This is a genomic window from Ruegeria sp. BB10, from assembly GCF_056535725.1.
Window position 1 is genome coordinate 2,546,251 of sequence record NZ_JBQFIW010000001.1, and the last position, 24,665, is coordinate 2,570,915.

Annotated in this window: 24 protein-coding genes; 13 read left to right on the forward strand and 11 right to left on the reverse strand. The window is 59.5% G+C overall.

Features of this window, described 5'->3' with window-relative positions; all coding sequences use genetic code 11:
• The 7 genes from ACR3EP_RS13165 to ACR3EP_RS13195 all read right to left on the reverse strand — a co-directional run bounded on the left by ACR3EP_RS13165 (window position 1) and on the right by ACR3EP_RS13195 (window position 8,468).
• Window positions 1–1,311, reverse strand: a complete 1,311-nt coding sequence (locus ACR3EP_RS13165) for a M16 family metallopeptidase (protein ID WP_170549861.1) — start codon at window positions 1,309–1,311, stop codon at window positions 1–3.
• Complete coding sequence (locus tag ACR3EP_RS13170; protein ID WP_480638234.1) at window positions 1,308–2,648, reverse strand: M16 family metallopeptidase; 1,341 nt, start codon at window positions 2,646–2,648, stop codon at window positions 1,308–1,310. The genes ACR3EP_RS13165 and ACR3EP_RS13170 overlap by 4 nt, the downstream gene beginning before the upstream one ends.
• 82 nt (window positions 2,649–2,730) lie before the next feature.
• Window positions 2,731–3,249, reverse strand: coding sequence for a DUF3035 domain-containing protein (locus ACR3EP_RS13175; protein ID WP_170349817.1), 519 nt, complete (start codon window positions 3,247–3,249; stop codon window positions 2,731–2,733).
• 50 nt (window positions 3,250–3,299) lie between these two features.
• Entirely contained in the window at window positions 3,300–3,770 is a 471-nt protein-coding gene (gene lspA, locus ACR3EP_RS13180; protein ID WP_170349816.1) for a signal peptidase II, read from the reverse strand.
• A complete protein-coding gene (gene purH / locus ACR3EP_RS13185; protein ID WP_480638237.1) occupies window positions 3,770–5,359 on the reverse strand; it encodes a bifunctional phosphoribosylaminoimidazolecarboxamide formyltransferase/IMP cyclohydrolase in 1,590 nt (529 codons plus the stop codon). The genes lspA and purH overlap by 1 nt, the downstream gene beginning before the upstream one ends.
• 22 nt (window positions 5,360–5,381) lie before the next feature.
• The gene (locus tag ACR3EP_RS13190) at window positions 5,382–7,121 is read right to left on the reverse strand and encodes a heparinase II/III family protein (protein WP_170410691.1); all 1,740 of its coding nucleotides are present in this window, start codon (window positions 7,119–7,121) and stop codon (window positions 5,382–5,384) included.
• Window positions 7,122–7,211: 90 nt separating this feature from the next.
• Window positions 7,212–8,468: an RsmB/NOP family class I SAM-dependent RNA methyltransferase gene (locus ACR3EP_RS13195; RefSeq protein ID WP_480638239.1), complete on the reverse strand. Its 1,257-nt coding sequence runs from the start codon at window positions 8,466–8,468 to the stop codon at window positions 7,212–7,214.
• Window positions 8,469–8,557: 89 nt separating this feature from the next.
• Here ACR3EP_RS13195 and ACR3EP_RS13200 point away from each other — a divergent pair, with 89 nt between their 5' ends.
• A complete protein-coding gene (locus tag ACR3EP_RS13200; protein WP_480638241.1) occupies window positions 8,558–8,752 on the forward strand; it encodes a DUF1674 domain-containing protein in 195 nt (64 codons plus the stop codon).
• Window positions 8,753–8,756: 4 nt separating this feature from the next.
• Here the strand turns inward: ACR3EP_RS13200 and ACR3EP_RS13205 are convergent, their stop codons facing one another.
• Complete coding sequence (locus tag ACR3EP_RS13205; RefSeq protein WP_480638243.1) at window positions 8,757–9,611, reverse strand: LysR family transcriptional regulator; 855 nt, start codon at window positions 9,609–9,611, stop codon at window positions 8,757–8,759.
• Between the two features lie 98 nt (window positions 9,612–9,709).
• On the opposite strand from ACR3EP_RS13205, the gene tmpA reads away from it, so the two are divergent.
• From tmpA to ACR3EP_RS13225, 4 genes are all read left to right on the forward strand, one after another.
• A complete protein-coding gene (gene tmpA, locus ACR3EP_RS13210) occupies window positions 9,710–10,846 on the forward strand; it encodes a 2-trimethylaminoethylphosphonate dioxygenase (protein WP_170349810.1) in 1,137 nt (378 codons plus the stop codon).
• Window positions 10,843–11,433: a (R)-1-hydroxy-2-trimethylaminoethylphosphonate oxygenase gene (gene tmpB / locus ACR3EP_RS13215; RefSeq protein ID WP_170349809.1), complete on the forward strand. Its 591-nt coding sequence runs from the start codon at window positions 10,843–10,845 to the stop codon at window positions 11,431–11,433. Before tmpA ends, tmpB begins: the two co-directional genes overlap by 4 nt.
• The gene (locus tag ACR3EP_RS13220; RefSeq protein WP_170360713.1) at window positions 11,430–12,098 is read left to right on the forward strand and encodes an ureidoglycolate lyase; all 669 of its coding nucleotides are present in this window, start codon (window positions 11,430–11,432) and stop codon (window positions 12,096–12,098) included. The genes tmpB and ACR3EP_RS13220 overlap by 4 nt, the downstream gene beginning before the upstream one ends.
• A 97-nt stretch (window positions 12,099–12,195) precedes the next feature.
• Entirely contained in the window at window positions 12,196–13,053 is an 858-nt protein-coding gene (locus ACR3EP_RS13225) for a hypothetical protein (RefSeq protein WP_170349807.1), read from the forward strand.
• Between the two features lie 6 nt (window positions 13,054–13,059).
• Here ACR3EP_RS13225 and dapB read toward each other — a convergent pair whose 3' ends face one another.
• Complete coding sequence (gene dapB / locus ACR3EP_RS13230; RefSeq protein WP_480638244.1) at window positions 13,060–13,869, reverse strand: 4-hydroxy-tetrahydrodipicolinate reductase; 810 nt, start codon at window positions 13,867–13,869, stop codon at window positions 13,060–13,062.
• Window positions 13,870–13,958: 89 nt separating this feature from the next.
• On the opposite strand from dapB, the gene rbfA reads away from it, so the two are divergent.
• From rbfA to ACR3EP_RS13265, 7 genes are all read left to right on the forward strand, one after another.
• Window positions 13,959–14,354, forward strand: a complete 396-nt coding sequence (rbfA, locus tag ACR3EP_RS13235; protein ID WP_170349805.1) for a 30S ribosome-binding factor RbfA — start codon at window positions 13,959–13,961, stop codon at window positions 14,352–14,354.
• Window positions 14,351–15,094, forward strand: a complete 744-nt coding sequence (locus ACR3EP_RS13240) for a phosphodiester glycosidase family protein (RefSeq protein WP_170360719.1) — start codon at window positions 14,351–14,353, stop codon at window positions 15,092–15,094. The genes rbfA and ACR3EP_RS13240 overlap by 4 nt, the downstream gene beginning before the upstream one ends.
• A gap of 54 nt (window positions 15,095–15,148) precedes the next feature.
• Window positions 15,149–16,054 (forward strand): tRNA pseudouridine(55) synthase TruB, encoded by a 906-nt coding sequence (gene truB, locus ACR3EP_RS13245; protein WP_170360721.1) that lies wholly within the window; start codon window positions 15,149–15,151, stop codon window positions 16,052–16,054.
• Window positions 16,055–16,075: 21 nt separating this feature from the next.
• Window positions 16,076–16,579 (forward strand): DUF1643 domain-containing protein, encoded by a 504-nt coding sequence (locus ACR3EP_RS13250; protein ID WP_480638246.1) that lies wholly within the window; start codon window positions 16,076–16,078, stop codon window positions 16,577–16,579.
• Window positions 16,580–16,673: 94 nt separating this feature from the next.
• Complete coding sequence (locus ACR3EP_RS13255; RefSeq protein WP_480638247.1) at window positions 16,674–17,702, forward strand: calcium-binding protein; 1,029 nt, start codon at window positions 16,674–16,676, stop codon at window positions 17,700–17,702.
• Window positions 17,703–17,858: 156 nt separating this feature from the next.
• Complete coding sequence (rpsO, locus tag ACR3EP_RS13260) at window positions 17,859–18,128, forward strand: 30S ribosomal protein S15 (protein WP_039543122.1); 270 nt, start codon at window positions 17,859–17,861, stop codon at window positions 18,126–18,128.
• A gap of 254 nt (window positions 18,129–18,382) precedes the next feature.
• A complete protein-coding gene (locus tag ACR3EP_RS13265; protein ID WP_480638248.1) occupies window positions 18,383–19,327 on the forward strand; it encodes a Hint domain-containing protein in 945 nt (314 codons plus the stop codon).
• Between the two features lie 290 nt (window positions 19,328–19,617).
• On the opposite strand, the gene ACR3EP_RS13270 is transcribed toward ACR3EP_RS13265, so the two are convergent.
• Window positions 19,618–21,219 (reverse strand): BCCT family transporter, encoded by a 1,602-nt coding sequence (locus ACR3EP_RS13270; RefSeq protein WP_170376187.1) that lies wholly within the window; start codon window positions 21,217–21,219, stop codon window positions 19,618–19,620.
• Between the two features lie 196 nt (window positions 21,220–21,415).
• Window positions 21,416–22,177 (reverse strand): DUF3299 domain-containing protein, encoded by a 762-nt coding sequence (locus tag ACR3EP_RS13275; RefSeq protein WP_480638249.1) that lies wholly within the window; start codon window positions 22,175–22,177, stop codon window positions 21,416–21,418.
• 282 nt (window positions 22,178–22,459) lie between these two features.
• Here ACR3EP_RS13275 and pnp point away from each other — a divergent pair, with 282 nt between their 5' ends.
• Window positions 22,460–24,610: a polyribonucleotide nucleotidyltransferase gene (gene pnp, locus ACR3EP_RS13280; protein WP_170410729.1), complete on the forward strand. Its 2,151-nt coding sequence runs from the start codon at window positions 22,460–22,462 to the stop codon at window positions 24,608–24,610.
• Window positions 24,611–24,665: the final 55 nt, after the last annotated feature.

Here is a 24,665-nt window from a genome sequence, read left to right on the forward strand (position 1 = left end):
TCAGTTTGTGGTTTCCAAACCTTCGGGTTTGCCGACAACAGTGAAATGCAGCCCCTGGGGATCCAGCAATTCACTGGCCACGCGGTTCACCTCGTCCAACGTCACCGCGTTCACCTTGTCGTTGCGGGTGGCGATATAGTCGATGGGCAGGTTTTCCATCTGCATACCGACCATGATCCCGGCGATCGGGCCATTGCCATCAAACCGTAACGGATAGGCTCCGGTCAAATAGGTCTTGGCGTCGTCCAGTTCTTTTTGAGTCACACCTTCGGTCGCGGCACGCGCCCACTGGTCGCGGATCACCTCGACCGCTTCGGCGATGCGGTCATTGGCCGAGGACACCGAGCCCAGATAGACCGAAGCCAGATCCTTGGGTACCAGATAGGTCGCGACGCCATAGGTCAGGCCACGCTTTTCGCGCACCTCCTGCATCAGGCGGCTCTCAAAACCACCGCCACCCAGAATGTGGTTCAGAACAAAAGCGGCAAAGAAATCCGGATCGTCCCGGTCGATCCCCGCGTGGCCGAACAGGGCCACGGATTGCGGCGTATCGAACTCGACCACGCTGACGCCACCGGGGATGTCCACGTCAGCACGGCCCGGAATGGGTTTGCCCGCCTCGGGCAGATCCGCCAGCAACGTGTCCAGCAACGCGCCCAGCTCATCGGCTGTGATATCGCCCACCGCACCGACATAGAGGCGGTCCTTGGCGAACACATTGTCATAGGCGGTGACCACATCATCACGGCTCAATGCGCTGACGCTTTCGATCGTGCCTTTGCCCTCAGACCCATAGGGGTGATCGCCATATGCCATCTGTGCAAAATTGCGCCCGGCAATGTCATTGGGGTCAGTCTGGTCCGAGCGCAGCCCGGACAGAATCTGCGCCTTCACCCGCTCAACCGCGTCTTCATCGAACCGAGGCTCGTGGATCGTGGTGCGTAACAGGTCTATGACTTCGCCCCGGTTCTCAGTCAAAAATTGCGCCGAAATCGAAACGGAATCATCCGACGCATTGTACCGGAACGAGGCCGCCAGTGATTCCAACTCGCGCGCATAGGTGCGGGCGTCCATGTCACCTGCGCCTTCTTCGATCAGACCGCTCATCAGATAGGTGGCGCCGCGTTTGCCGGGCTCATCCAGCGAGGTACCACCGCGAAAACGTAGTTCCAGCGCGGTGAAGGGGATCGAGTGATCCTCGACCAGCCATGCGGTGATACCGCCGGGTGAGGTGACCTCTTCGATCTCGATCTCAGCCCAAGCAGGCAGCGCGATGACAACGGCGATCAGGGTTGCAAAAATCCGTTTCATTGCGTCACCTCATCGTCGCGCATCAGCCATCCGGTGACCGACGCCTCGGGCTGTAGAACCTCACGGGCGGCGGCGATGATTTCTTCCCCGGTCACGGCCTGCAGGATATCGGGCCACGCCTGTACATCCTCGACCGTCAAGCCGCTGGTCAGGGCGCGGCCATAGCGGTTGCCGATCCCGTCCACATTATCGCGCGCATAAGTCTGGGCGGCGCGCAGCTGCATCTTGATCCGGTCAAGGTCTTCTTCGTTCACACCTTCAGCGATGAAGTCGGCGACGGCTTGATCCATGGCTTCTTCGGCTTCTTGCAGCGACACGCCCTGGGCCGGGACGACCAGCAGATCAAAGGTCGTGTCGTCCAGCGAGACGCCGCGATAGAAGGCACCCGTGTAAACGACCTTTTGCTGTTCGAATTGCAGTTTTTCGTTCAGGTAGGACGTGGTGCTGCCCCCCAGCAATTCGGCCAGCAGGGACAGCGCGGCGGCTTTTTCCTGCGCACCGGCATCCCGTTCGGGCGCGAGATAGCTGCGCTGGACATAAGGCTGCGAAACACGCGCGTCCTTGAAGGTCAGGCGACGTTCGGCCGATTGTGGCGGTTCCTGCGAACGTACGCGTTCAGGCAAGTCCGGGTTGGCGGGGATAACGCCATAATACTGTTCGGCCAGAGTTTTGACCTCATCCGGCTCCACATCGCCGGTCACCACCAGAATGGCGTTATTGGGCGCGTAATGGGTCTGATAGAAGGACAGCGCATCCTCCATGTCCAGCGTCTCCATCTCGTGCTTCCAGCCGATGATCGGCACGCCGTAACGATGGTTAAGGTACTGAGACGCGCTCATCTGCTCGCCAAAAAGCGCCCGCGGGCTGTTTTCGGTACGCTGGTTGCGTTCTTCAAGGATCACGTCACGCTCGGTTGCGATATCCTCTTCGCTCAGGCGGATATTGCGCATCCGGTCCGCCTCCATCCGCATCATCAACTCCAACCGGTCGGCGGCTACACGCTGGAAATAGGCAGTGTAGTCATAGGAGGTGAAAGCATTGTCATTGCCACCATTGGCGGCGACGGTAGCGGAGAACTCGCCCGGTGCCAGCGTATCGGTGCCCTTGAACAGCAGATGCTCCAGGAAATGCGCCACGCCGGACGAACCAACAGGCTCATCCGCAGATCCGGCGCGATACCAGACCATGTGCTGCACGACCGGGGCGCGGTGATCTTCGATCACAACGACATCCATGCCGTTATCCAGCGTGAAAGTGGTAACCGCCTCGTGCCCTTCCTTGGCAAGCAAAGGGGTGGCGGCGAACAGGGCGGCAGATAATGCCAGGGCCCGAACCATGGGGCGTCCTCCGTTTCGTTTGATGGTGTTCAAACTACGGTTGTGGTGCGCAGGTTCAAGGGTGATGACGGAAAGTTAAGATTTATTCATCAGCCGGTGGGGCCGAGGGCGTCTCAATCCCGGCCTGACGCGCTGCTTCGTTCTGCCGATTGGCATCAAGTGCCTCGCGACTGTAAACCTGCGAATAGCGGTCTATCTTGAACAGGCGCAGACGGGTCAAGCGGCCCTGCTTTCTGCGAAACTCGGCGTCTTCGGTGTCGACGACCTGACGCGTGTTGGACGGTACGCCATAGCGGCTTGAGGCCGTCACCAGCGCGCCATCAGATGCAGGAATTGCGGCATTCGGGTTCAACGCCGCTTCGCTACCGCCCAGCGCCACCACGGCATCCGCCTTGGGGTTTGGGTCGGTCAGGTTGGAACCGCCCGGTGTGGGCGCAGGCAGGAACTTATAGTCCTTGGGCTGGGTCAGCGGTTTGACCGGCATGACCGAAAACTCATCCGGTCCGTCCCCCGGTGCCTCAAGATGGCGCAAACCGATATCCGAGCACCCGGCAACCGCAAAGGCCAATGTCACAGCAAAAATGGAACGCGGCAACCGCATCAGAGTCTCCAGCCAGTTTCAGGCGCTTTTATCGCATATCACCCGGCGCGTCACGAGGGCTTTTTGCCATCGAACAACACAAGTCCGAAAGCACCCGCAAAGATGAACACATCGGCCAGGTTGAAAACAAACGGATTGTTGAGGCCGCAACAGGACATGTTCAGGAAATCCAGAACATAGCCGTACAGCACCCGATCCACCACATTCCCAAGCGCGCCACCAATCAGCAACCCGCCGCAAAACAACATCAGCTTGGACGGGGTTGTCCGCATCAGCCAGATCAGCACGCCAATCGCAACAGCCAGCGAGATGCCGATCAGCACCCAACGGGCGGTGTCGCTGTCGCCTTGGAACAGGCCGAAATTGATGCCCCGATTCTCACCGTATTTGAACACCAAGAGCGGCGGCAGCACGTCGATATTTCCCTCGGCCACACGCATCACGTGAACGACCAGATACTTACTGATCTGGTCGATCGCAAACGCAGCCAGCGCGGCCCAGAGCAGAATACGAGAGCGCATCAGTGGCGGAAGTGGCGCATGCCGGTGAAGACCATGGCCAATCCGGCCTCATCCGCGGCCGCGATCACCTCGTCATCACGCATTGAACCGCCCGGCTGGATGACACAGGTCGCACCAGCCTCAGCGGCTTCCATCAGCCCGTCAGGGAAGGGGAAAAATGCATCAGACGCAACGGCCGAGCCGATGGTGAGCGGCTGCGGCAAGCCGAGCGCGTCGGCCATGCGTTCGGCCTTCTTGGCGGCAATCATGGCAGAGTCCAAGCGGCTCATCTGGCCTGCACCAACGCCAACAGTCGCGCCATCTTTCACGTAAACGATGGCGTTGGACTTAACGTGTTTCGCCACTTTCCAGGCAAACAGCAGGTCGCGCATCTGCTCTTCGGTCGGCGCCTTTTTGGTGACGACCTTCAGATCGTCCATGCCGACAAAACCATTGTCCTTGTCCTGCACCAGCAGACCGCCCGCTACCTGACGCACGGTCTTGCCGCCTGCGGTCACGTCCGGCAGGGCTTCGGTGGTTAGAAGGCGCAGGTTCTTCTTGGCCGCGAAGATCGCTTTGGCCTCATCCGATGCACCGGGGGCGATCACGACTTCGGTGAAAATCCCGGTGATTTCCTGTGCGGTTTCCGCGTCGAGCGGTTGGTTCAGTGCCACGATCCCACCAAAGGCCGAAGTACGATCGCAGTCGAATGCCGACTTATACGCGTCCAGCAAGGTCGCGCCTGTAGCTACGCCGCAAGGGTTGGCGTGTTTGATGATCGCACAGGCCGCACCTTTTGCAGGATCGAACTCGGCCACCAGTTCAAACGCTGCGTCGGTGTCGTTGATGTTGTTATAGCTCAGCTCCTTGCCCTGGTGCTGAACGGCGGTCGCCACACCCGGACGGTTGGTTCCATCAGTGTAGAAAGCCGCCTGTTGATGACTGTTCTCACCATAACGCAGGGTCTGTTTCAGCTCACCGGCAAAGGCGCGGCGCTTGGGCGCATCAAGCTGCAGTGCGTCGGCCATCCAATTCGAAACCGCGGTGTCGTACGCTGCGGTCCGGGCGTAAGCCTTTTGCGCCAGCCACTGGCGGAAACCGTAGGATGTCTTGCCGTAATTCTCTTCCAACTGATCCAGGAGCGAAGAGTAATCCTCGACATCCACAACTACGTTCACAAAGGCATGGTTCTTGGAGGCCGCACGGATCATCGCAGGGCCGCCAATATCGATGTTCTCGATGCACTCGTCATAACCTGCGCCTTTGGCCACCGTCGCCTCGAACGGATAGAGGTTCACAACCAGCAAGTCGATCGCGCCAATACCATGTTCATTCATCGCAGCCACGTGGCCGTCGTTGTCGCGCAGCGCCAGCAGGCCGCCATGCACCATCGGGTGCAGAGTCTTGACCCGACCATCCATCATTTCGGGGAAACCGGTGATCTCGCTGACATCCTTCACCTCAAGCCCTGCATCACGCAGCGCCTTGGCTGTACCGCCGGTCGACAGGAGCTCGACCCCGCGCTCGGCCAGCGCCTTACCCAGCTCGATCAGCCCGGTCTTGTCGGAAACGGAAAGCAACGCGCGGCGCACGGGGTGAAGATCGGTCATGGGTCCAAAGGTCCTTTTGGCGTCAGTCAAACTCGGGCTCGTCCCGGTGCAGATCGCGCACGGCATAGGCTGTATCCTGAGCCTTACTCAGCGTCCACCGGGTGCGGGTCGCATACTCCATTGCGCGCCCGGATAGAACGATCTGTTTTGTCGCGCGTGGCTTTAAACGGCCTTTTTCAAGGTAAACGCTTGGTTCAACGGATAATTTTCCCACGCCATCATGGCGGAAAATCCAAATTTCGCCACTTTTGAGCGCCATCGACACCGCCGCGCCGCCCAAATCAATGGCCGCATCCACGTCTGGATGCAGGTGAAACCGGATATCAAACCCGATCCCGTTCAGGCCCGAAGCGTCCAGCGCCCGGTCAAACTGCCGCTTGGCCTTGTCGGTAGCTGTCAGCAGAATATCCTCGCCCGTCAGTTCTCGCCCATCAAATCGCAGCTCGAACGTACGCGCATGGGTCAGACCGAACACTTTGGTATAGCCGTCATGCCCGACCATAAAGCGGGTGCCTTCGAATGCCTCTTCGAAATCAATCGGTACGTCTTGCGGTGCATCGACCAAAGCCTCTCGTTCACCTCCATTCCCCGCTGGTGCCAAACGCGCGCTAGAATAGCCATCCAGGCACAGGGTCGAATGCGAAGGTGTTGCGCGCCCGGCTCGCCGCCATTCCGTTCCGAAACTTTCGCCTGATCCGCAGTTCACAATCAGTGGCCGCCGCCCCGAAGTTAGCTCAAACGCCAGGGTCGAGGCATGGGCATTATAGGATGCAGCCCCCTTGGGCGGCACGTTAGCATCGACGATCACGCTGGTCCGGGCCGCGTAAAGCCGTGCAAATCCCATCGCCAACCCAGTTGCGTGTTGCGGGCGAACCCCGCTTTGAGCCAACGCCTGATCCAGCCGCCCTTCGATCCCGCGCCCACCGCCATGAAAGCGGGCCAATGCGCCGTCTGAATGGCGCAGGCTGCGCAGCGTCGGCGCCATGCGTTTGATCGCATCGGCCTGCGCGCCGGGGGTGCCCCGCCCCTGATCGCTCAGCGCGGCCGAGGTCCAGGACAGCAGGGTAAACACCTCAAGCAACTCTTCAGGGTTGCGGGTGGAAATACCGCCCTGCGCGTCGATCTGCCGTTCGCATTCCTTTGCCAGGGCGCGCAGGGCCGGGTCAGCCATCTGCTCCAACCCTTTCAGCGCCAGTCCGGCCTGAACCAGACCGGCCAGAGCCTCGAACCGGGGCAGGCCTGGCGTGGCCGCTTTCCAGCGTTTGGACAGGAACCAGGTTTGCTGCGCCAACGCGCGAAAGAACACAGCGCTCTGCTTGTCATCCATTCCGCGCAGAAGGAAGACGGCGTGGTTGATCCAGCGCATCACCCGTCGGCCGGTCAGATCGGGTGCCCAGCCAGGCCCTTGCCCGCGGCCATGCGCGTCGATCCAACCCCACACCCAACGCTGCGCCTTTTCCCGCGCCCGCATATCGCCGACGGCGGCCAGATCATCCAGCCAGGCAAAACCGTGACGTTCACTGTCAAAACCGGTGCTAGGCGCCGCCACGTCCCACAGGCCGGTATCCTGTGCCTCGACCAGATACCCGGCAAACAGCAGATTTCCGGCGACCAGCTGCCGCCCCCGGGCAAACGATCCTACAGTGCGCGGTTCAGGCTCGGTGACGAAGCCGGCAGCGGCCTTGCGCCGCTGACTGAGCCGCGCATACAGACGGTTCTGAAACCGCGTCCACCGGTTTGTCATGGTATCTGAGTTTGACATGACGCTCGTTACTCTGCCTCTCACGCTCTGCTGGCGCCTGAGACCCAACGATAGACCGGTGTGATCGTCAAGTCATCGAAAAGCGTGCCATCAGGCGGATTTGTTCAGGCAGGCGATATAGAACCCGTCCATGCCACCGCGATCCGCCCAATAATCGGGCCGCAGACGCAGGCCACCTTCTTCGGTGATCCAGCTTTGATCCACCCCGGTCACGTCCAGCGCGGTGCGGTCGATGCTCATGTCGGGATATTGTTCCAGCGCCTCTTCGATCTGCACCTCGCCTTCGTCAGGCAACAGGGAACAGGTGCAATAGACCAACCGTCCGCCGGGTTTTAGCAGGGTCCAGGAATGGGCCAGCATCTGCGCCTGCAGTTCAATCAACCCGCCGAATTCCGAGCCGTCCTTGGCAAAGGGCAGGTCCGGGTGGCGCCGAATGGTTCCGGTGGCCGAACAGGGTGCGTCCAGCAGGATCGCGTCATACTGGCCTTGATGCTCCAGCGCGTCACCAGCGTTGACTTGCGCTTGTAAGCCAGTGCGTTTGAGGTTCTCGCGTACTCGTTCCAACCGCGATTCTGAGATGTCGAGAGCCGTCACCTTGGCCCCGGCAGCCGCCATTTGCAGCGTCTTGCCGCCCGGTGCAGCACACAGATCCAGCACGGTTTCCCCGGGCTTTGGTGCCAGTAAACACACCGGCAAAGCCGCCGCCGCGTCCTGCACCCACCAGTCGCCCTGATCAAACCCCGGCAGGTTTGAGACCTGCCCCGCATCCTGCATACGCATCGACCCGGTCGGCAGTGCCTCACCCGGTCCCGTGGCCCCCGGTTTCAGTGAGAGGTCCAGCGGTGCGCCAGTGAAATGCGCCTGCTCCATGCCTGCAACGGCATCAGTGCCCCAGGCCATGATCAGCGGCTCGCGCAGCCAGTCCGGCAGGCGCGGCACCCGCATTTTGGGCCAGGCTTCCGGCCCTTCGGCGGCAACCTTGCGCAGCACAGCGTTGACCAACCCCTTGAGCCGGCCATGTTTGCGCGACCGCCCCACAATTTCGACCATCGAGTTCACGACACCATGCGCGGCCTCACCCTGGCACAGCTCAACCGCGCCCAGGCGCAGCGCGTTATGGACGGTCAGAGCAGGCGTCCTGTTAAGGTGATTGTCCAGAAGGCGGTCAGCTCGTTCCAAACCGCGTAGGGTTTGCAAGGTCAAACGTTGCGCCCGCGCGCGATCCTCGGGGGCCAGTCGATCCAACGCGCCTGCGGCCAGGCATTCGGACAACAGCCGCCCCTCACCCAATATCTGATCCAACAGATAGATCGCGCTGCGTCGCGCCGCTGTTGCGTTGTCGGACATGAAACCGCCTTTGATGTGACTCTCGTCCGCATTGCCAAAGGCGGACGGGGGCGTATATCAAGCCCGTGCCCGGAAAGGAACCCGATGTCATGCCCGACACCACGAATGACGACCACAAAGACCTGCCCCCCGCCGCCCAGCGCGCCCTGGCCGAGGCGGAAGAACGCCGCAGCAAGGCCGAGGCAGAAGAAAAAGAGATGCCCAAGGAACTGGGCGGGCGCGACGGCCCTGATCCGGCCCGCTATGGCGATTGGGAAAAAAAGGGCATCGCCGTCGATTTCTGATTGATCAGCCCTGAAGGGCCTGCAGAAAATCGGCAATCAGGGCACGCTGTTTTTTCGATTTGACCCGCTCTTCGGGCCAAGTCAGCCAATAGCCGTCATTGGTCTGCAAATCGGGCAGATCCAGCCGACACAGCCGACCGGCCTGCAAATCCGCGCTGGCCAGAGGCACCGAGCCCAGCACCACCCCAATCCCCTGCCGGGCCGCCGAAATGGCATGTTCCATCGAATCGAAACTGATCTGTGACGGCGGCATCTCGCCATGCCCCGTCTTACGCGCCCAATCCCGCCACGCCGGGCGCTCGCCACGCAGCTCAATCAGCGGCACCCCCCATTTTACACCGGGCGCGGCCATCGGCACCAGAACCTCGCGCGCGATCAGGGCCGCATCCCGACCGGGCCAGGCCCCACGCCCATAACGGATTTGCAACCAGGTCCGCTCCTCATCCAAGGACGACCGGCGCGCCACCGAGTCGGTCATCACCCGCACATTGGGTCGCGTTTCCTGAAACCGGGCAAGCCCAGGCAGAACCAGCGCGTGGATGTTCGAAGACAGGCCCGCGACGCGCAGCTCTTGCGGGGATTTGCCGAACAAATCTTCGGTGTTGCGCTCCAACGCCTGCAAACTCTCTTGCACCAGCGGCAGATAGCTTTCGCCTTCAACCGTCAGTGACACGCCTCGTGCCTCGCGCACGAACAGGGACCGGCCCAGCCAAGCCTCCAGGTTACCGATCCGCTGACTGACGGCTGCCTGTGTCAGCCCAAACTCTCGGGCGGCGGCGGAAAAACCACCCAACCGACCGGCGGCCTCGAACACGCGCAGCCAATCCAGTGGCGGCAATCCGATTTTTTTCTTTGCCATAAGATTTTCCAAGCCTCAGCCGAAAGAAGGATTAATTGTGTTAATGCCACAAGAGGCGTATCTGCTCAATCAAAGCCCGCGCTGAACAGGAGACCCCCATGCTGCGCACTGCCAATCACGATACTTCGGTTGTGACTGTTGAATTTGACACCGGAACTCAGGCCCGTTTCCATGCGATCTGGCTGCGCGATAATGCGCTGGATCCGGAGACACGCGCGCCCGGAAACGGTCAGCGTCTGATCACCATCAGCGACATTCCCGTCGATATTTCAGTCAGCTCCGCCGAGATCAGCAATGGCGATCTAACGGTCACTTTCCAGCCCGAAGACAAGACCGTGACCTTCCCCGCCGATTGGCTGGCCGATCACGTCTATGATTGCGCCCGGTCCTTAGAAACAGGCCGTGTCGCACATGGCATCACCACGTGGGAACGCGGCATCGAAGCGCCAAGTGCTGATTGGGGTGAAGTCCACGCCAATCCCGCCGCCAAGCGCGGCTGGCTGGCTGCAGTGGCTAAGTTCGGTTTTGCCAAGCTGACCGGCGGCCCGACTGAGCCGGAATCACTGCTGAAGGTGGCCGATCTGTTCGGCTACGTCCGCGAAACCAACTATGGCCCCTATTTTGAGGTTCGGACCGAGGTAAACCCGACCAACCTAGCCTATACTGGCCTTGGTCTTCAGGCGCATACCGACAACCCCTATCGTGACCCGGTGCCGACGCTGCAAATCCTCTATTGTCTGGAAAACAGCGCCGAAGGTGGCGATTCCATTGTAGTCGATGGTTTCCGTGCCGCCGAAAAACTGCGCGATCAGAACCCCGAAGGCTTCGCCCTGCTGGCAGGCTATCCCGCGCGATTTGAATACAAAGGTTCGGACGGCATCTGCCTGCGGTCTCGCCGCCCAATGATCGAGTTGTCGCCGGACGGTGAGCTAGTCGGCATCCGCTTCAACAATCGGTCTTCCGCCCCGTTTGTTGACGTGCCATTCGATCAGATGGAAGCCTACTATGCTGCCTATCGCCAACTTGGCGAGATCATCGACGATCCGGCCATGGGCGTGTCGTTCAAGCTGGAACCGGGTGAAAGTTTCATCGTCGACAACACCCGCGTCCTACACGCGCGGCTGGGCTATTCCGGCGCAGGATCGCGTTGGCTACAAGGCTGCTATGCCGACAAGGATGGATTGCTGTCGACGCTCGCAGCGATGGACATGGCGCAACCGGAGGCAGCGGAATGAAACCCGATTTCTCAACCCTCAACCGCGACAACATCGTGGCCTTTATCGGGGATATCTTCGACCGTCGTGGTGGCGAGGAATATCTGGGTGAACCGGTCACGATGGCAGAACACATGCTGCAAGGTGCCACAATTGCCGAACAGAACGGCCAGTCCGAGGAAATCATCGTTGGCGCGCTGCTGCACGATATCGGCCATTTCACATCCGAGTTCGGCACCTATCACCCCGACGATACCGAGGATCGCCACCACGAGGATGCGGGGGCCGAAGTTCTGGAACAGTTCTTCCCGTCAGTCATCACCGATTGCTGCCGCTATCATGTGGCGGCCAAACGGTATCTCTGTGCCACCAAGCCTGAATATTTCAACCGCCTATCCACAGCTTCGGTTCACACTTTGGAGCTGCAGGGTGGTCCGATGAGCGCCGAGGAAGTCGCGGAATTCGAGGCCAACCCGAACCTGAAAGAAATCATTCAGGTCCGCTATCTGGACGAGGCAGGCAAGCGTGCGGATATGAAGACGCCGGATTTCACCCATTTCGCGCCGATGGTGCAACGCATGGTCGACAAACATCTGGGGGCGGCATGAACGCCCCCGAATATATCTTTGAGGCCAGTTCAAAGCCGTCCCTGCCCTGGCATGAGGTGCCCCTGATCCGGGCCACAGACGCGTCGGTCAAGGGCTATGGCTGTCTGGTCGATGACCCGGACGGCTTCGAGATCGAAATCTCTCGCTGGCCCCAACAGGGCTGGCGCCCCATCGACGAAGGCACCGGCGATGAAGGTGGCTGGGTTGAGGGCACGTTCAAATGCGACTGGCAGGGCGACGTGCTGTATGGTGAGAACGAGGCGGTTAAAGGCCACTATGTTCTGGGCTGGTCCGCCGACCCGCAACAGGCACAGACCGACCAGCAAACCGCGCCGCGTGATCAGGTGCTGCTGTGGCATATGAACTATCACCCAGACGGCGGACAGATGTTCTGGCCGTTGGACAACAAGCCCTTCATCGTTCCCGCTGCGCTGCCCGGGGACAATTTGACCCCCGAAAAGGTGGTCGCTTTCTGGTGTGACGGCTCGCGAGGCCTCTATATCCACCCCGGTATCTGGCACGAGGGGATTTTCCCCGTCGAAGACAATCAACGGTTCCTCGACCGCCAGGGCCGGGTCCACGCTCGTGTCAGCGCCGATATCGGCACAGAATTCGGTGTTTATCTGGCCTGCCCGCTGCGTGAAGATAAGGTGAAGGATCTGTAATTGCACCTCAGGAAGCCCGTCTTCAGAAACCCTTAACCCTTAGCCGAAACATCTGTGATACTCTGATGCCACGTCCAACAGGCACGGGAGGTATCCGATGGGATGGAACAGGCGCAAAGTTGTCCAGCTGGGAACCGCAGCAACGGTCGGAACCTTTTTGCCGCGCGTGGCAACAGCAGCGGAAGACCAAAATGCGGCGTTCGAACAGGAATTCAGCACGACGCTCGATCATCTGAGAAAAACATTCTCGGGGCTTGGGTTCAACGAAGCAGCACCACTGTCCATTGCTTCCGGGCGCGATGACTATAACGAGGGGCTGCGGCACGATTTTGACCAATCCGCGCTGCCCTCGAACGCTTTTGTCATTCAACCGTTGGCTCGGGTTGCCGATGTCAGTGAGAAATCTCGTGCGGACGTGTTGCCACTATTTCATGAGGTTGGCTGCCATCCCGCAGACACAGACGGTCAAGCCACGACGCGTCTGATGATGCGCATTTTGACCGAAGCCTTCGATCTTGACCCCACCCGCATTGCCTTTGTCAGCGTGCCGCAGTCCGAGGATATGCGCACGGTGCTGGACGAGATGGCCCTACCCTTTACCGAAAAAGTGCTGCTGCGCGATGAGGTTGAGGCCCTGGCCGCCCGCGATGCCTCGGGCTTTTTCTTTCCTGATCCGTTTGGCGATGCCTATATCGTGACGATGGGCGTCTATTACCGCGTCGGTGATACGGATGAACTCGCCCCCACGGCCTATCCTCCGTCCGCCAACTGGACCGAGATCGGCGAGATCGTGATCGGAGGTGAGGCCGCGCCCCTTGGCATTTCCATCGGGGCCGAGCGCCTGACCTATGCCCGGACCGGCCAGTACCCGACATGGGATCAACGATTGGGGCTGCTCTTTGCAACGGCAGAACAGGATGGTGCAGAACCGCCCGGTCTGGCCGCATTCCGCTAATCGGGGTTACAGCCCCAGCACATCCACCATGTCATACTGGCCGGGGGCCTTGCCCTGCCCCCATAGCGCTGCCTTTAGGGCACCGCGAGCAAAGATGGCGCGGTCGGTGGCCAGATGGCGCAGAACGATGCGTTCTCCGGGGGCGGCGAACAGCACGTCATGCTCGCCGACGATATCGCCACCGCGAATGGCGTGGAATCCGATGTCTCCGCGTTTACGGGCCCCGGTGATCCCGTCGCGGCCCCGGTCGGACACGTCGGCCAGAATGACACCGCGCCCTTCGGCGGCGGCCTCACCCAGCATCAGCGCAGTGCCCGAGGGCGCATCGACCTTGTGGTGATGGTGCCCTTCAATCACTTCGATGTCGAAGTCCTCATCCAGCGCGGCGGCAACTTTCTTGGTCAGTTGCACCAGCAAATTGACCCCAAGGCTCATGTTCCCGGCCCGCACGATAACGGCATGGCGCGAAGCTGGCTCCAGCGCTGCGATCTGCTCATCCGACATGCCGGTGGTGCCGATCACGTGCACGCAGCGCGCCTGCGCGGCCAGCGCGGCAAATTCCAGCGTCGCTTCGGGTGCTGTGAAATCGATCACCGCCTGCGCCTGCGAAAATGCCTCAAGCGGGTCATCGGTCACGGTGACGCCCAGCGCTTGACCGCCCATGGCCGTGCCCACGTCCTGACCGATCCAATCATGGCCTGTACGCTCGACCACACCGACCAAACGCGCCTGATCGCTGTCGGTGACGGTCTTGATCAGCATCTGCCCCATACGGCCCGAAGCCCCTGTGATGACGATCCCCGGAATATGGGTCATTGCGCTGGTCCTTTCTAAAGTCGGCTCAAAGCCTCCTACCCGGTTCGCGCCCGCTTGGCAAAGCCCAGCTTTGCGCTTAGATCGGGGATATGGCAAAGAACAAATTCCACGATGGCCCCGGCCCCTCCCAACGACAGCTGCGCGTCGGCGAACTGATCCGACGCACCCTGTCCGAGGTTCTGGCGCGCGGAGATGTCCACGACCCCGACCTGAACCGCATGTCGATCACTGTAGGTGAGGTGCGCACCTCGCCCGATCTGAAGATCGCCACCGCTTATGTGCTGCCCCTTGGAGGCAAAGGGCAGGAAGATGTGATCGAACTGCTCGCTCGCAACAAGGGCGAGTTGCGGCGCGTGATCGGCAAAAAGCTCAACCTAAAGTTTTCGCCCGATCTGCGGTTCCGTCTGGATGATACTTTCGATCGTCTGGACGACACCCGCCGCATGTTCAATCAGGACGCGGTGCGCCGCGATCTGGACGAGTGATCCGCACACTGGTCACGTTGGGCGCGGTTTTCTGGGCCGCGCAGGCCGGCGCGGTCACCTGCGAAAAGCTGACCCACGGGAATAAGCGGTATACCTTTTGCGAGGTGGACGCCGCCAATGAAGACCTGCGCCTGTTTCTGAACGACGAAAATGACGACCTGCTGGGGCATTTCTCATCGGTGAACGAGGCGCTTGAACCCAGTGGAAAGCGTCTGGCCTTTGGGATGAACGCCGGTATGTATCACGACGACCGCTCGCCCGTCGGCCACTATGTCGAAGAGGGCGAAGAGGTCATGCGCGTGATCCCGAATCCCGGACCCGGCAATTTCGGCCTGCTGCCCAACGGCGTGTTCTGCATCCGCGACGGTCGTGCCGATGTGTTCGAGACGCTGGATTTCGTCGAACAGGCCCCCGACTGCCGGTTTGCCACCCAATCCGGCCCGATGCTGGTGATCGACGGTGAGCTGCATCCGCGCTTTCTGCCTGACTCGACCTCGCTCTATGTGCGCAACGGGGTGGGCACCAGCGCCGATGGCACGCGGGCGGTGTTCGCAATCTCGGATGACTACGTCACTTTTCATGAATTCGGCAGCCTTTTCCGCGACGTGCTGGAAACGCCGAATGCGCTGTTCTTCGATGGCAATATCTCACGCATGTACGACCGGGCCAGCAACCGCTCGGACGTTGGCTTTTCGCTGGGACCAATCGTGGGTGTGGTCGAAGACACACCGGGAAATTGACAGGACCCGGGTGATCCGTTAGGTCGCGCGCCTCAGCAAAGGGCAAGGTGCAAGATGGGACGTAAACGCAAGGGTCGCGACATTTCCGGCTGGCTGGTGGTGGACAAGCCTGCGGGCATGACCTCGACCGCAGTGGTCAACAAGGTACGCTGGGCGATGGACGCGAAAAAAGCGGGCCATGCAGGCACGCTGGACCCCGAAGCGACCGGTGTTCTGGCCGTGGCATTGGGGGAGGCAACCAAGACCGTTCCCCACATCACCGACGCGCTGAAAGCCTACACATTCACCGTGCGTCTGGGTCAGGCCACTAATACCGACGATGCCGAAGGTGAGGTGATTGCACAAAGCGATGCGCGCCCCTCGGATGAGGATATCAAACAGGCGTTGGCCCCTTTTTTGGGTGAGATCATGCAGGTTCCGCCCAAGTTCTCGGCAGTGAAGATTGACGGCCAGCGCGCTTATAAGCTGGCCCGCGATGGCGAGGATGTGGAACTGACCGCCCGCCCCCTATGGGTCGAGGAACTGGTTCTGGTCGACCGACCTGACGCCGATCACGTTGTTCTGGAGATGACCTGCGGCAAAGGCGGTTATGTTCGCTCGATCGCCCGCGATCTGGGGGCGGCACTGGGATGCCACGGCCACGTCAAGGTCCTCCGCCGCATCTGGTCCGGCCCGTTTGAGGCCGAGGACGGTTTGAGCATCGAACAGATCGACGAAATGGCCAAGACAACCGCGTTGGACGAGTATCTGCATCCGCTGGAAACCGGTCTGTCGGATCTGCCCGAACTGAAATGTACCCCCGAAGGGGCCACTCGCCTGCGCAACGGCAACCCGGGCATGGTGCTGGCCTCGGACGTGGAATACGGCGACGAGGCATGGGCCTCGCTGGATGGCAAGGCTGTGGCCGTGGGCATCTATAAATCCGGCGAATTGCACCCCAGCCGGGTGTTCGTCGCCTGAGCCACGTGTTAGGCGAAGGGCATGATCACCCGAACGCATACCAAGGGCGACGCGCCCTCGACCGCCATTTATTCCGATTGCGAGAAGTATCGCTATAGCCTGGCCCGCATCTGGGACCCGGAGGGATGCAAGGCGCTGTTCGTGATGCTGAACCCCTCAACCGCGACCGAGGTGCAGAACGACCCCACCGTCGAACGCTGTGAACGGCGGGCGCGGGCGTTGGGGTTCGGGGCGTTTCAGGTGACCAACATCTTTGCCTGGCGCGACACAGATCCGCGCAAGATGCGCGCCGCCACCGATCCGGTCGGGCCTGCGAATGACGCGGCGATTCTGGACGGCGTCGAATGGGCCGATCAGGTCATTGCCGCCTGGGGCACCCATGGTGCGCATCTGGATCGCGGCCCGGCGGTGGAAACCTTGCTGCGCGGCACCGGCCAACCACTGTTTCACCTGGGACTGACCAAGGGCGGACACCCGAAACACCCGCTCTATATCGCCTATACTCAACAACCCGAACCGTGGTGACAAAAGGTTAACCACGAGATCAGCTTGGCTTTGACCAAGTGCTTGACCGCATGAGACATTTACCCTCGGGGCAGTACGTTCACGGAGGGTTCCCATGTTTCTGATCGGATTCCTAAGTCTGGCCGCTGTCGGTGGCGCAGCCTTTGCCATGAGCGACGCGTTTGTCCCTGAAGACGCTCCCGAAGATGAAGACAGCATTGACGATCAGCCTGACGAGGTCTCTGACGGCAAGTACCTTGAGATCGACGAAACCGACGAAGACCCGACCACGTCCCAAGACACCGCGGAAGAACAGGAACCATCGACCGGAACCATCCTGTCCGAATTCGATGGTGATCTGGTGATTGCCGGAACCGAAGAGGCGGATGTGCTGACCGGTCAGGACGGGGACGACCAAGTGAATGGATATAGTGGGAATGACACCATCGACGGCGGTGCCGGAAATGACGTGCTGTTCGCCGGTGAAGGGGCGGATTTCGTGTCAGGAGGCGCGGGCGACGATATTCTGCATGGCGAGGATGGGGATGACCTGCTGACCGGGGGTGAAGACGATGACATGCTTTATGGTCATTCCGGCGCAGATCAGCTGGAAGGGGGCGAGGGTGAAGATACGCTCTATGGCGGGCAAGATGAGGACACGCTTGACGGTGGCGAAGGCGACGATGCGCTGCATAGTGGCTATGGCAACGACATGCTGGACGGCGGCGCGGGCGAGGATGTTCTGTTCGGCGGCGAGGGTGACGACGTCCTGACCGGTGAAGAAGACGAAGACTCCGTCGATTTCCTGAACGGTGGTGCCGGGAATGATACGATTTTGGCTGACAGCGGTGACATTGTCACCGGCGGCGACGGCGCGGATGACATTATCCTCACCCCCGAGGACGAGGATGAAGCGGTCACTGTGATGGATTTCCAACCTGGCCAGGACAAGCTGTTTGTGTCATGGGATGGTCAGGAAGACCCTGATATCCAGATTGAACCCGACGCTGAAAACGAGAATCTAACCCATGTGCTGATCGACGGGCAGGATGTGGCGCAGTTGCTGGGGGCCGAAGGGTTGACCGCCGACGACATTCAGCTAATCTCTGAGATCGATCTGGCACAGCTGACTGCATTGGGCTGAGCCCGAAGAATCTTTTTGCCATTCGTCAAAAATACGCTTATACGCGCGCATCCGCATCCGCATCCGCATCGGAATCGGTGCGGTTTTCTCCATGGGCCTGTGCTGGACGACATCCCGGCCTGCGCCATCAACTCTAACCTTTTAAAGGAGACCCCGATGTCGATTACTGCCGCTGAAAAAGCACGCGTCATGAAAGAATTCGGCACCAAGGACGGCGACACCGGTTCGCCAGAAGTCCAGGTTGCCATCCTGACCTCGCGCATCACCACCCTGACCGAGCACTTCAAGACCCACAAGAAAGACAACCACGGTCGTCGCGGTCTGCTGAAAATGGTCGCCCAGCGCCGTAAACTGCTGGACTACCTGAAGGGCAAGGAAGAAGCACGTTATCAGGACCTGATCAAAAAGCTGGGCATCCGCCGCTAAGATCGGACTCTACAGCTGGTACAATTCAGACGCCCGCCAATTTGGCGGGCGTTTTTTTGTTTTACCCTTGCCAGTGATGGTAAAGCGCATGAATCGCGAACGTGATGAAACGAATACAGTTTTTCCTTACACTTCGCCAACCTTAGCGTCGGAACACACTTTCCCGATGCCGCGAAATGACCTCATTGCGGCCTTGATTGAACCCCCGCACATGGATTTTGTGTCCGCGTAAGATTTGGGACCGAAGAAATTAAATGACAGACTTCAGCATCAGTGGTGGTGGCTCCACCGACTTTACAGATACGTCCCCTGGTGGCGGATTCGTTATTGACTTCGATAGTCTGGACAACAGTTTCAGTCTTCAGATCAATGACGTCGATCTGTTTGTCGGCGGGCCTGCCGGAGCCCCAAATGAGCTTCAATTTCAGATACCTGGAACCGCGGGCCAAACGGTTCAGTTTGCTGACGGTGACAGGTATGAGATCGACACACCTGCCGTTTGGCAGCTGGGAAACACGAATGGGGAGCCCGTCGTCCGGTTAGAGGTAAATCCGGACGGAACCATCGCGCTGTTTGGTGTGAAGGTGAACAATGGGCCGCTGGAACCGCTGGCGCTGTTCAATGGATTGACCGTAAACACCGATGCAATTGCTGCGGCTTGGAATGATAGCGGGCAAAACGAAATTGACATCAACCAGTCACAAACGGGCCCAACAAACGCAAGCGGCGAGTTTGTGGACGTGCTATGCTTTGCGTCCGGAACCCTTATTGAAACGCTTCAGGGTCCAAGGCGGGTCGAGGACCTGCAAGTGTCAGATCAGGTTCTGACCTATGATCATGGCCATAAACCTATCCGATGGATCGGGTCACGCTGTCTCAGCAACGCTGAACTTGAGGCCCAGCCGAGACTAAAACCGATTTTGATCCGCGCCGGTGCCTTGGGGGCAGGATACCCAAAGCAGGATCTTGTCGTCTCACCACAGCATCGTGTTCTTGTTTCCTCAACGGTCGCTCTGCGCATGTTTGATTGTAAGGATATCTTGATCCCGGCGAACAAGCTTCTTCCGCTTGGCGGCGTTGAGACATTGGAAAACACATCAGACGGGGTGGTGTATTTCCATCTTCTGTTCGATACGCATGAAATCATCTGGTCCAACGGCACACCAACGGAAAGCCTTTTACAGGGCCAGAAGCCATAAAATCAGTCTCGGAAGAGGCCCGGCAAGAGATAATGGATTTGTTTCCCGGATGCGGCGACCCGCAGGTTCAAGCGCTGTCGGCACGTTATATTCCCCAAAGGGCAAACAAATGCGAAAGCTTGTCCAGCGGCATCAGAGCAATCAAAACCTCTGTTCGGCGAATTCCCCGCTTAGAATTCTTCTGTTTGATAGCAAAACAAAGCTTTCAGATTTTAGGCCGAGAACCGACCTAAGGCGCAACAAAAAACGCCCGCCTGATGGCGAGCGCTTCCGTTGTGTCAGGGATTACCTCACATCTTCGCCTTCTCCGACTTCAGTGCCAGCCACAAGCAGTAGCACATGATCAGAACTACCAGCGTGAAGGGGATGCCGGTCGATACCGCCGCGCCTTGCAGGGCGGCGAGGCCACCGCCCAGCAGCAATGCGATGGCGACCAGACCTTCGAGCGTACACCAGAACACACGCTGGATGACTGGGGCGTCCATCTTGCCGCCCGCCGTGATCGTGTCGATCACCAGCGAACCCGAGTCCGACGAGGTGACAAAGAACACCACGATCAGGACCAGCGCAATTGGGGCCACGATGCTATACAGTGGCAGCTCTTTCAGGAAGCCGAACAGCGCGCCTTCGGGGGCATAACTGTCGATCACCGTGGCGCGAACACCTTCTGCTCCGCCTGCGTTCAGCATGTCGATGGCTGCACCGCCAAATGTCGACATCCACAGGGCGCAAACCGCTGTTGGCGCAAGCAGGGCGCAGATGACGAATTCTCGTACCGTGCGGCCCTTCGAGATACGGGCAATAAACATGCCCACAAACGGTGACCATGCGATCCACCACGCCCAGTAGAAAGTGGTCCAGCCATGGAAGTAGCTGGTATCCTCACGTCCGAACGGGTTGGACAGCGCTGGAAGGTGCAGCACATAATCCGTCATCACGTTGAAATACCGTGAGATGGCTGTGCCAATTCCGGTGACAACAATGACGAAAATGAACAGCCCTACGGCCATGATCATGTTGATCTCACTCAGCCGTTTGACGCCTGCATCCATACCCATCAGGACCGAGCCCAGTGCAATCATGGTGATGCCAATAATAAGCAGGACAACGACGGTCGGGCTGGATTCGATGCCGAACACTTCGTACAGCCCCGCCGCAACCTGCTGCGCGCCCAGACCCAATGATGTGGTCAGGCCGAACAGGGTGGCAAAGACGGCCAGCGTATCGATGAAATGGCCCCACCAGCCCCAGACTCGCTCACCCAGGATCGGGTAGAACGCAGATCGAAGGGTCAACGGCAGGCCCAGGTTGTAGCTGAAGATTGCGAGGCTAAGACCCACTGCGGCGTAAACCGCCCAACCTTCAAGACCCCAATGGTGAATGGTACCAACGACACCAGCATATTCATTGCCGGGTACCGCGATATCAATGCCTAGCGGCACGGCGTTACCGTCCTCGGCAAAGTTGTAATAGACCGGCTCCATCACGCCAAAGAACAGCAGACCGATGCCGATGCCGGCGGCGAACATCATCGCGATCCAACCTGCATAGGAATAATCGGGTTTGGCGTCCTTGCCGCCGATCCGGACCTTGCCCACGGGCAGGATGATCAGCACCAGGCAGAACAGAGTAATCGCGTCCACAGACAGGACCAGGAACCAATCAAACGTACTGGTCAGCCAGGGCCGTAGCCAGCCAAAGAACGTGGCGGCGGCTTCCTGGTTTGCCAATGCGATCAGAACAAAGGCAAAGATCAGGATACTAGAGATCAGAAAGACCGGGTTGTGGATATCCAGCCCGAAAGGCCTGACATTATCCTGGCCCAGCTCATATTCGGTCTCGAAATCATAGATCCGTGGATCTGGATCCAGCATTTTCTTGGTTTGTGCCATTCGACTTTCCCTCAGTTTGCTGCGTGCAAACGCCAAGGTCTTCGGTCGGTGGACGGCAAGTTTTCTGGTTTTCCCTTGGCGCGTTTCCCGTCATGTCGACCGCGAGTCTTCTGGTAAGAGCTTACACGATCATCAAAATTTCGCCAAATCCGCGCAATTTTCGGGGTTTTACTGCCAAAAACGGCAAAACGGGCAATTAATCCTGTAACGGCGCCCCACGGGTTTTACGACTGCCCGCCGCGCGCAACCGGTCCCTGAGGGATGGCGTCCAGGTGGATTGACCCTCTTGATTTTCCAGCGTCTCGACAAGGTCGACATCCATCCGGAATGTGGCACGCATCGGCATTAGCCCGTCAACGACGTTCATCTCATGGTCCGAAGGATCGATTACCAGTTGCCCGGTCAGGCGCACCGGCTCATGCGTATAGGCCGGTGTCCAGCCGTTGCGCAATTTCAACCGGATCATCTGGTTCGGCGCGGGTGGTGGCAGGTGACTGCACATGCCGGGCTTAGGCACCAGATAGGCCACCGATTGGCCATCTTCATCCGATGGCGCAGGAATGGCATAACCCATCAGGGTCACCGTCTGACCGTCAAGACCGGGATTGCCGCTTGTGTTGGCCCTGTTTCGGCGCTCGGACACGTATTCGCGCTGGGACAGCAGCCAGTCGACGTCAATCTGGTCGGCGGCAAGGGCATCTTCGGTTTCCATCAGAAGTGATTGCCATTTCTGGCGGTCTTCCGCGCTGCCGACGTCTTGCTGCAATCTTCTGCGCAGGCGGACCGCGAATAACAGATCATCAAATTGCTCGGGGGTAAGCGCGCGAAACGGATCGTCATAGGTCTGGACCGACGGGTCCGGCAGCGCGGCCCAATCTAACGCAGCACCTGGCGCGGCCGAAACCGGGCCGATGAAACCCAGCAATGCCAGCGGTATAATCCTTAGCCAGGCCGTCATCTGCATTCTCCGCCCGAAACCCGAAATGCCCCCGTACCTTAGCGGCCTGTACCACCCCAGGTCCATGCCGGCATCATCACGAATTCAGCAGGGCGGCAGACCGCCAACCCGGTTCGGTTTCGCTTTCCTTTGGGCGCAATCTCATGTATGCGCGCGATATCTGAGACGTTGTGCCCTGACCCTGGCACTCAGACGAAAGTTAAAATGGGGTCGGCGGCAATGGGGCCGCCATGCAAACGGGAGACCCGGAGGGCCGGGAGCGCTCCCATCTAGGATACGCATATGTTTGATGTAACAAAGAAATCTATGCAGTGGGGCGAAGAGACGCTGACACTGGAAACCGGCAAAGTTGCCCGTCAGGCGGACGGCAGCGTGATTGCCACGCTGGGCGAGACCAGCGTCATGGCAAACGTGACCTTTGCGCGGGCACAAAAACCCGGTCAGGACTTTTTCCCGCTGACCGTGCATTATCAGGAAAAATACTATGCCGCCGGTAAGGTTCCGGGTGGCTTCTTCAAGCGCGAGGCGCGCCCGACCGAGAAAGAGACGCTGACCGCGCGTCTGATCGACCGTCCGATCCGCCCGCTGTTTGTTGACGGCTTCAAGAACGAAGTTCTGGTGATGTGCACCGTGCTGAGCCACGATCTGGTCAACGATCCCGACATCGTCGCGATGATCGCTGCGTCGGCTGCGCTGACCATTTCCGGTGCGCCGTTCCGTGGCCCGATCGCCGGTGCCCGCGTTGGGTTTGAGGATGGCGAATACGTTCTGAACCCGACCGTCGACGATATGCAGGACCTGCGCCTGAACCCCGAACAGCGTCTGGATCTGGTTGTTGCTGGCACCAAAGACGCCGTGATGATGGTGGAATCGGAAGCCTACGAGCTGTCCGAGGCGGAAATGCTGGGCGCGGTCAACTTTGCGCATGAGCAGATTCAGCCGGTCATCGACCTGATCATCTCGCTGGCCGAAGAAGCCGCGAAAGAGCCGTTCGATTTCCAGGCGCCGGATTACTCCGAACTGTCAGCTGCCGTTAAGGCCGCCGGTGAAGAGCAGATGCGCGCCGCATTTGCCATTACTGACAAGCAGGAGCGCACCGCTGCTGTTGCCGCTGCCCGTGAAGCGATCAAAGAAGCACTGACCGAGGAACAGCTGGAAGATGGCAATCTTGGTTCCGCGATGAAAAAGCTCGAAGCAGGTATTCTGCGCGGCGACGTCGTCAAAGGCGGCAAGCGGATCGATGGTCGCTCGACCACCGATATCCGCTCGATCGTTGCAGAAACCTCGATGCTGCCGCGTACGCACGGTTCCGCGCTGTTCACCCGTGGTGAAACACAGGCGCTGGCCGTGACCACGCTGGGCACCGGTGATGACGAGCAGTTCATCGACGCGCTGCACGGCAACTTTAAATCGAACTTCCTGCTGCACTACAACTTCCCTCCGTATTCGGTAGGTGAAGTTGGCCGCGTTGGTGGCCCCGGCCGTCGTGAGATCGGCCACGGCAAGCTGGCATGGCGCGCCCTGCAGGCGGTTCTGCCTGCGGCGACCGACTTCCCCTACACGATCCGCATCGTGTCGGAGATCACCGAATCCAACGGCTCCAGCTCGATGGCGTCGGTCTGCGGCGGCTCGCTGTCGATGATGGATGCGGGTGTTCCGCTGAAAGCACCGGTTGCCGGTGTGGCCATGGGTCTGATCCTGGAAGATGACGGCGACTATGCCATCCTGTCGGACATTCTGGGTGACGAAGACCACTTGGGCGACATGGACTTCAAAGTGGCTGGTACCGAAAACGGCATCACCTCGCTGCAGATGGACATCAAGGTTGCGGGCATCACGCCCGAGATCATGGAGAAAGCCCTGGCGCAAGCCAAGGACGGCCGGATGCACATCCTGGGCGAGATGGGCAAAGCCCTGTCCGAGACCAACGAATTCTCGGTCCATGCACCGCGCATCGAGACCATGAACATCCCGACCGACAAGATCCGTGAAGTGATCGGCTCGGGCGGTAAGGTCATCCGCGAAATCGTTGAGGTTTCAGGTGCCAAGGTCGACATCAACGATGACGGTGTGATCAAAATCGCCTCGCCCGACGGTGAATCGATCAAGAAGGCCTATGAGATGATCCACTCGATCGTCGCAGAACCCGAAGAGGGCCAGATCTATACCGGTAAAGTGGTCAAGATCGTCGACTTTGGTGCCTTTGTGAACTTCTTTGGCAAGCGCGACGGTCTGGTCCACGTGTCCCAGATCGAAAATCGCCGCCTGAACCATCCGTCAGATGTTCTGAAGGAAGGTCAGGAAGTGAAAGTCAAGCTGCTGGGCTTTGACGATCGCGGCAAGGTGCGCCTGTCGATGAAAGTGGTCGATCAGGAAACCGGTGAAGAGATCGTTCCCGAGAAGAAAGAGAAGAAAGAGGAAAGCGCAGAGTAATCTGCCTTTCTATTTCGAACAGGAAAGACCCCGGTTTCAGCCGGGGTCTTTTTTT

Excerpts from the sequence above, each read along its gene's own strand:
- truB (WP_170360721.1), top strand. The coding sequence starts at position 15,149 with ATGGGACGTAAACGCAAGGGTCGCGACATTTCCGGCTGGCTGGTGGTG.
- dapB (WP_480638244.1), bottom strand. The coding sequence starts at position 13,869 with ATGACCCATATTCCGGGGATCGTCATCACAGGGGCTTCGGGCCGTATG.
- ACR3EP_RS13265 (WP_480638248.1), top strand. The coding sequence starts at position 18,383 with ATGACAGACTTCAGCATCAGTGGTGGTGGCTCCACCGACTTTACAGAT.
- purH (WP_480638237.1), bottom strand. The coding sequence starts at position 5,359 with ATGACCGATCTTCACCCCGTGCGCCGCGCGTTGCTTTCCGTTTCCGAC.
- tmpA (WP_170349810.1), top strand. The coding sequence starts at position 9,710 with ATGCTGCGCACTGCCAATCACGATACTTCGGTTGTGACTGTTGAATTT.
- lspA (WP_170349816.1), bottom strand. The coding sequence starts at position 3,770 with ATGCGCTCTCGTATTCTGCTCTGGGCCGCGCTGGCTGCGTTTGCGATC.
- ACR3EP_RS13170 (WP_480638234.1), bottom strand. The coding sequence starts at position 2,648 with ATGGTTCGGGCCCTGGCATTATCTGCCGCCCTGTTCGCCGCCACCCCT.
- ACR3EP_RS13200 (WP_480638241.1), top strand. The coding sequence starts at position 8,558 with ATGCCCGACACCACGAATGACGACCACAAAGACCTGCCCCCCGCCGCC.
- ACR3EP_RS13175 (WP_170349817.1), bottom strand. The coding sequence starts at position 3,249 with ATGCGGTTGCCGCGTTCCATTTTTGCTGTGACATTGGCCTTTGCGGTT.
- ACR3EP_RS13270 (WP_170376187.1), bottom strand. The coding sequence starts at position 21,219 with ATGGCACAAACCAAGAAAATGCTGGATCCAGATCCACGGATCTATGAT.
- ACR3EP_RS13190 (WP_170410691.1), bottom strand. The coding sequence starts at position 7,121 with ATGTCAAACTCAGATACCATGACAAACCGGTGGACGCGGTTTCAGAAC.
- ACR3EP_RS13205 (WP_480638243.1), bottom strand. The coding sequence starts at position 9,611 with ATGGCAAAGAAAAAAATCGGATTGCCGCCACTGGATTGGCTGCGCGTG.
- ACR3EP_RS13195 (WP_480638239.1), bottom strand. The coding sequence starts at position 8,468 with ATGTCCGACAACGCAACAGCGGCGCGACGCAGCGCGATCTATCTGTTG.
- ACR3EP_RS13225 (WP_170349807.1), top strand. The coding sequence starts at position 12,196 with ATGGGATGGAACAGGCGCAAAGTTGTCCAGCTGGGAACCGCAGCAACG.
- ACR3EP_RS13250 (WP_480638246.1), top strand. The coding sequence starts at position 16,076 with ATGATCACCCGAACGCATACCAAGGGCGACGCGCCCTCGACCGCCATT.
- pnp (WP_170410729.1), top strand. The coding sequence starts at position 22,460 with ATGTTTGATGTAACAAAGAAATCTATGCAGTGGGGCGAAGAGACGCTG.
- rbfA (WP_170349805.1), top strand. The coding sequence starts at position 13,959 with ATGGCAAAGAACAAATTCCACGATGGCCCCGGCCCCTCCCAACGACAG.
- rpsO (WP_039543122.1), top strand. The coding sequence starts at position 17,859 with ATGTCGATTACTGCCGCTGAAAAAGCACGCGTCATGAAAGAATTCGGC.
- ACR3EP_RS13275 (WP_480638249.1), bottom strand. The coding sequence starts at position 22,177 with ATGACGGCCTGGCTAAGGATTATACCGCTGGCATTGCTGGGTTTCATC.
- ACR3EP_RS13165 (WP_170549861.1), bottom strand. The coding sequence starts at position 1,311 with ATGAAACGGATTTTTGCAACCCTGATCGCCGTTGTCATCGCGCTGCCT.
- tmpB (WP_170349809.1), top strand. The coding sequence starts at position 10,843 with ATGAAACCCGATTTCTCAACCCTCAACCGCGACAACATCGTGGCCTTT.
- ACR3EP_RS13255 (WP_480638247.1), top strand. The coding sequence starts at position 16,674 with ATGTTTCTGATCGGATTCCTAAGTCTGGCCGCTGTCGGTGGCGCAGCC.
- ACR3EP_RS13220 (WP_170360713.1), top strand. The coding sequence starts at position 11,430 with ATGAACGCCCCCGAATATATCTTTGAGGCCAGTTCAAAGCCGTCCCTG.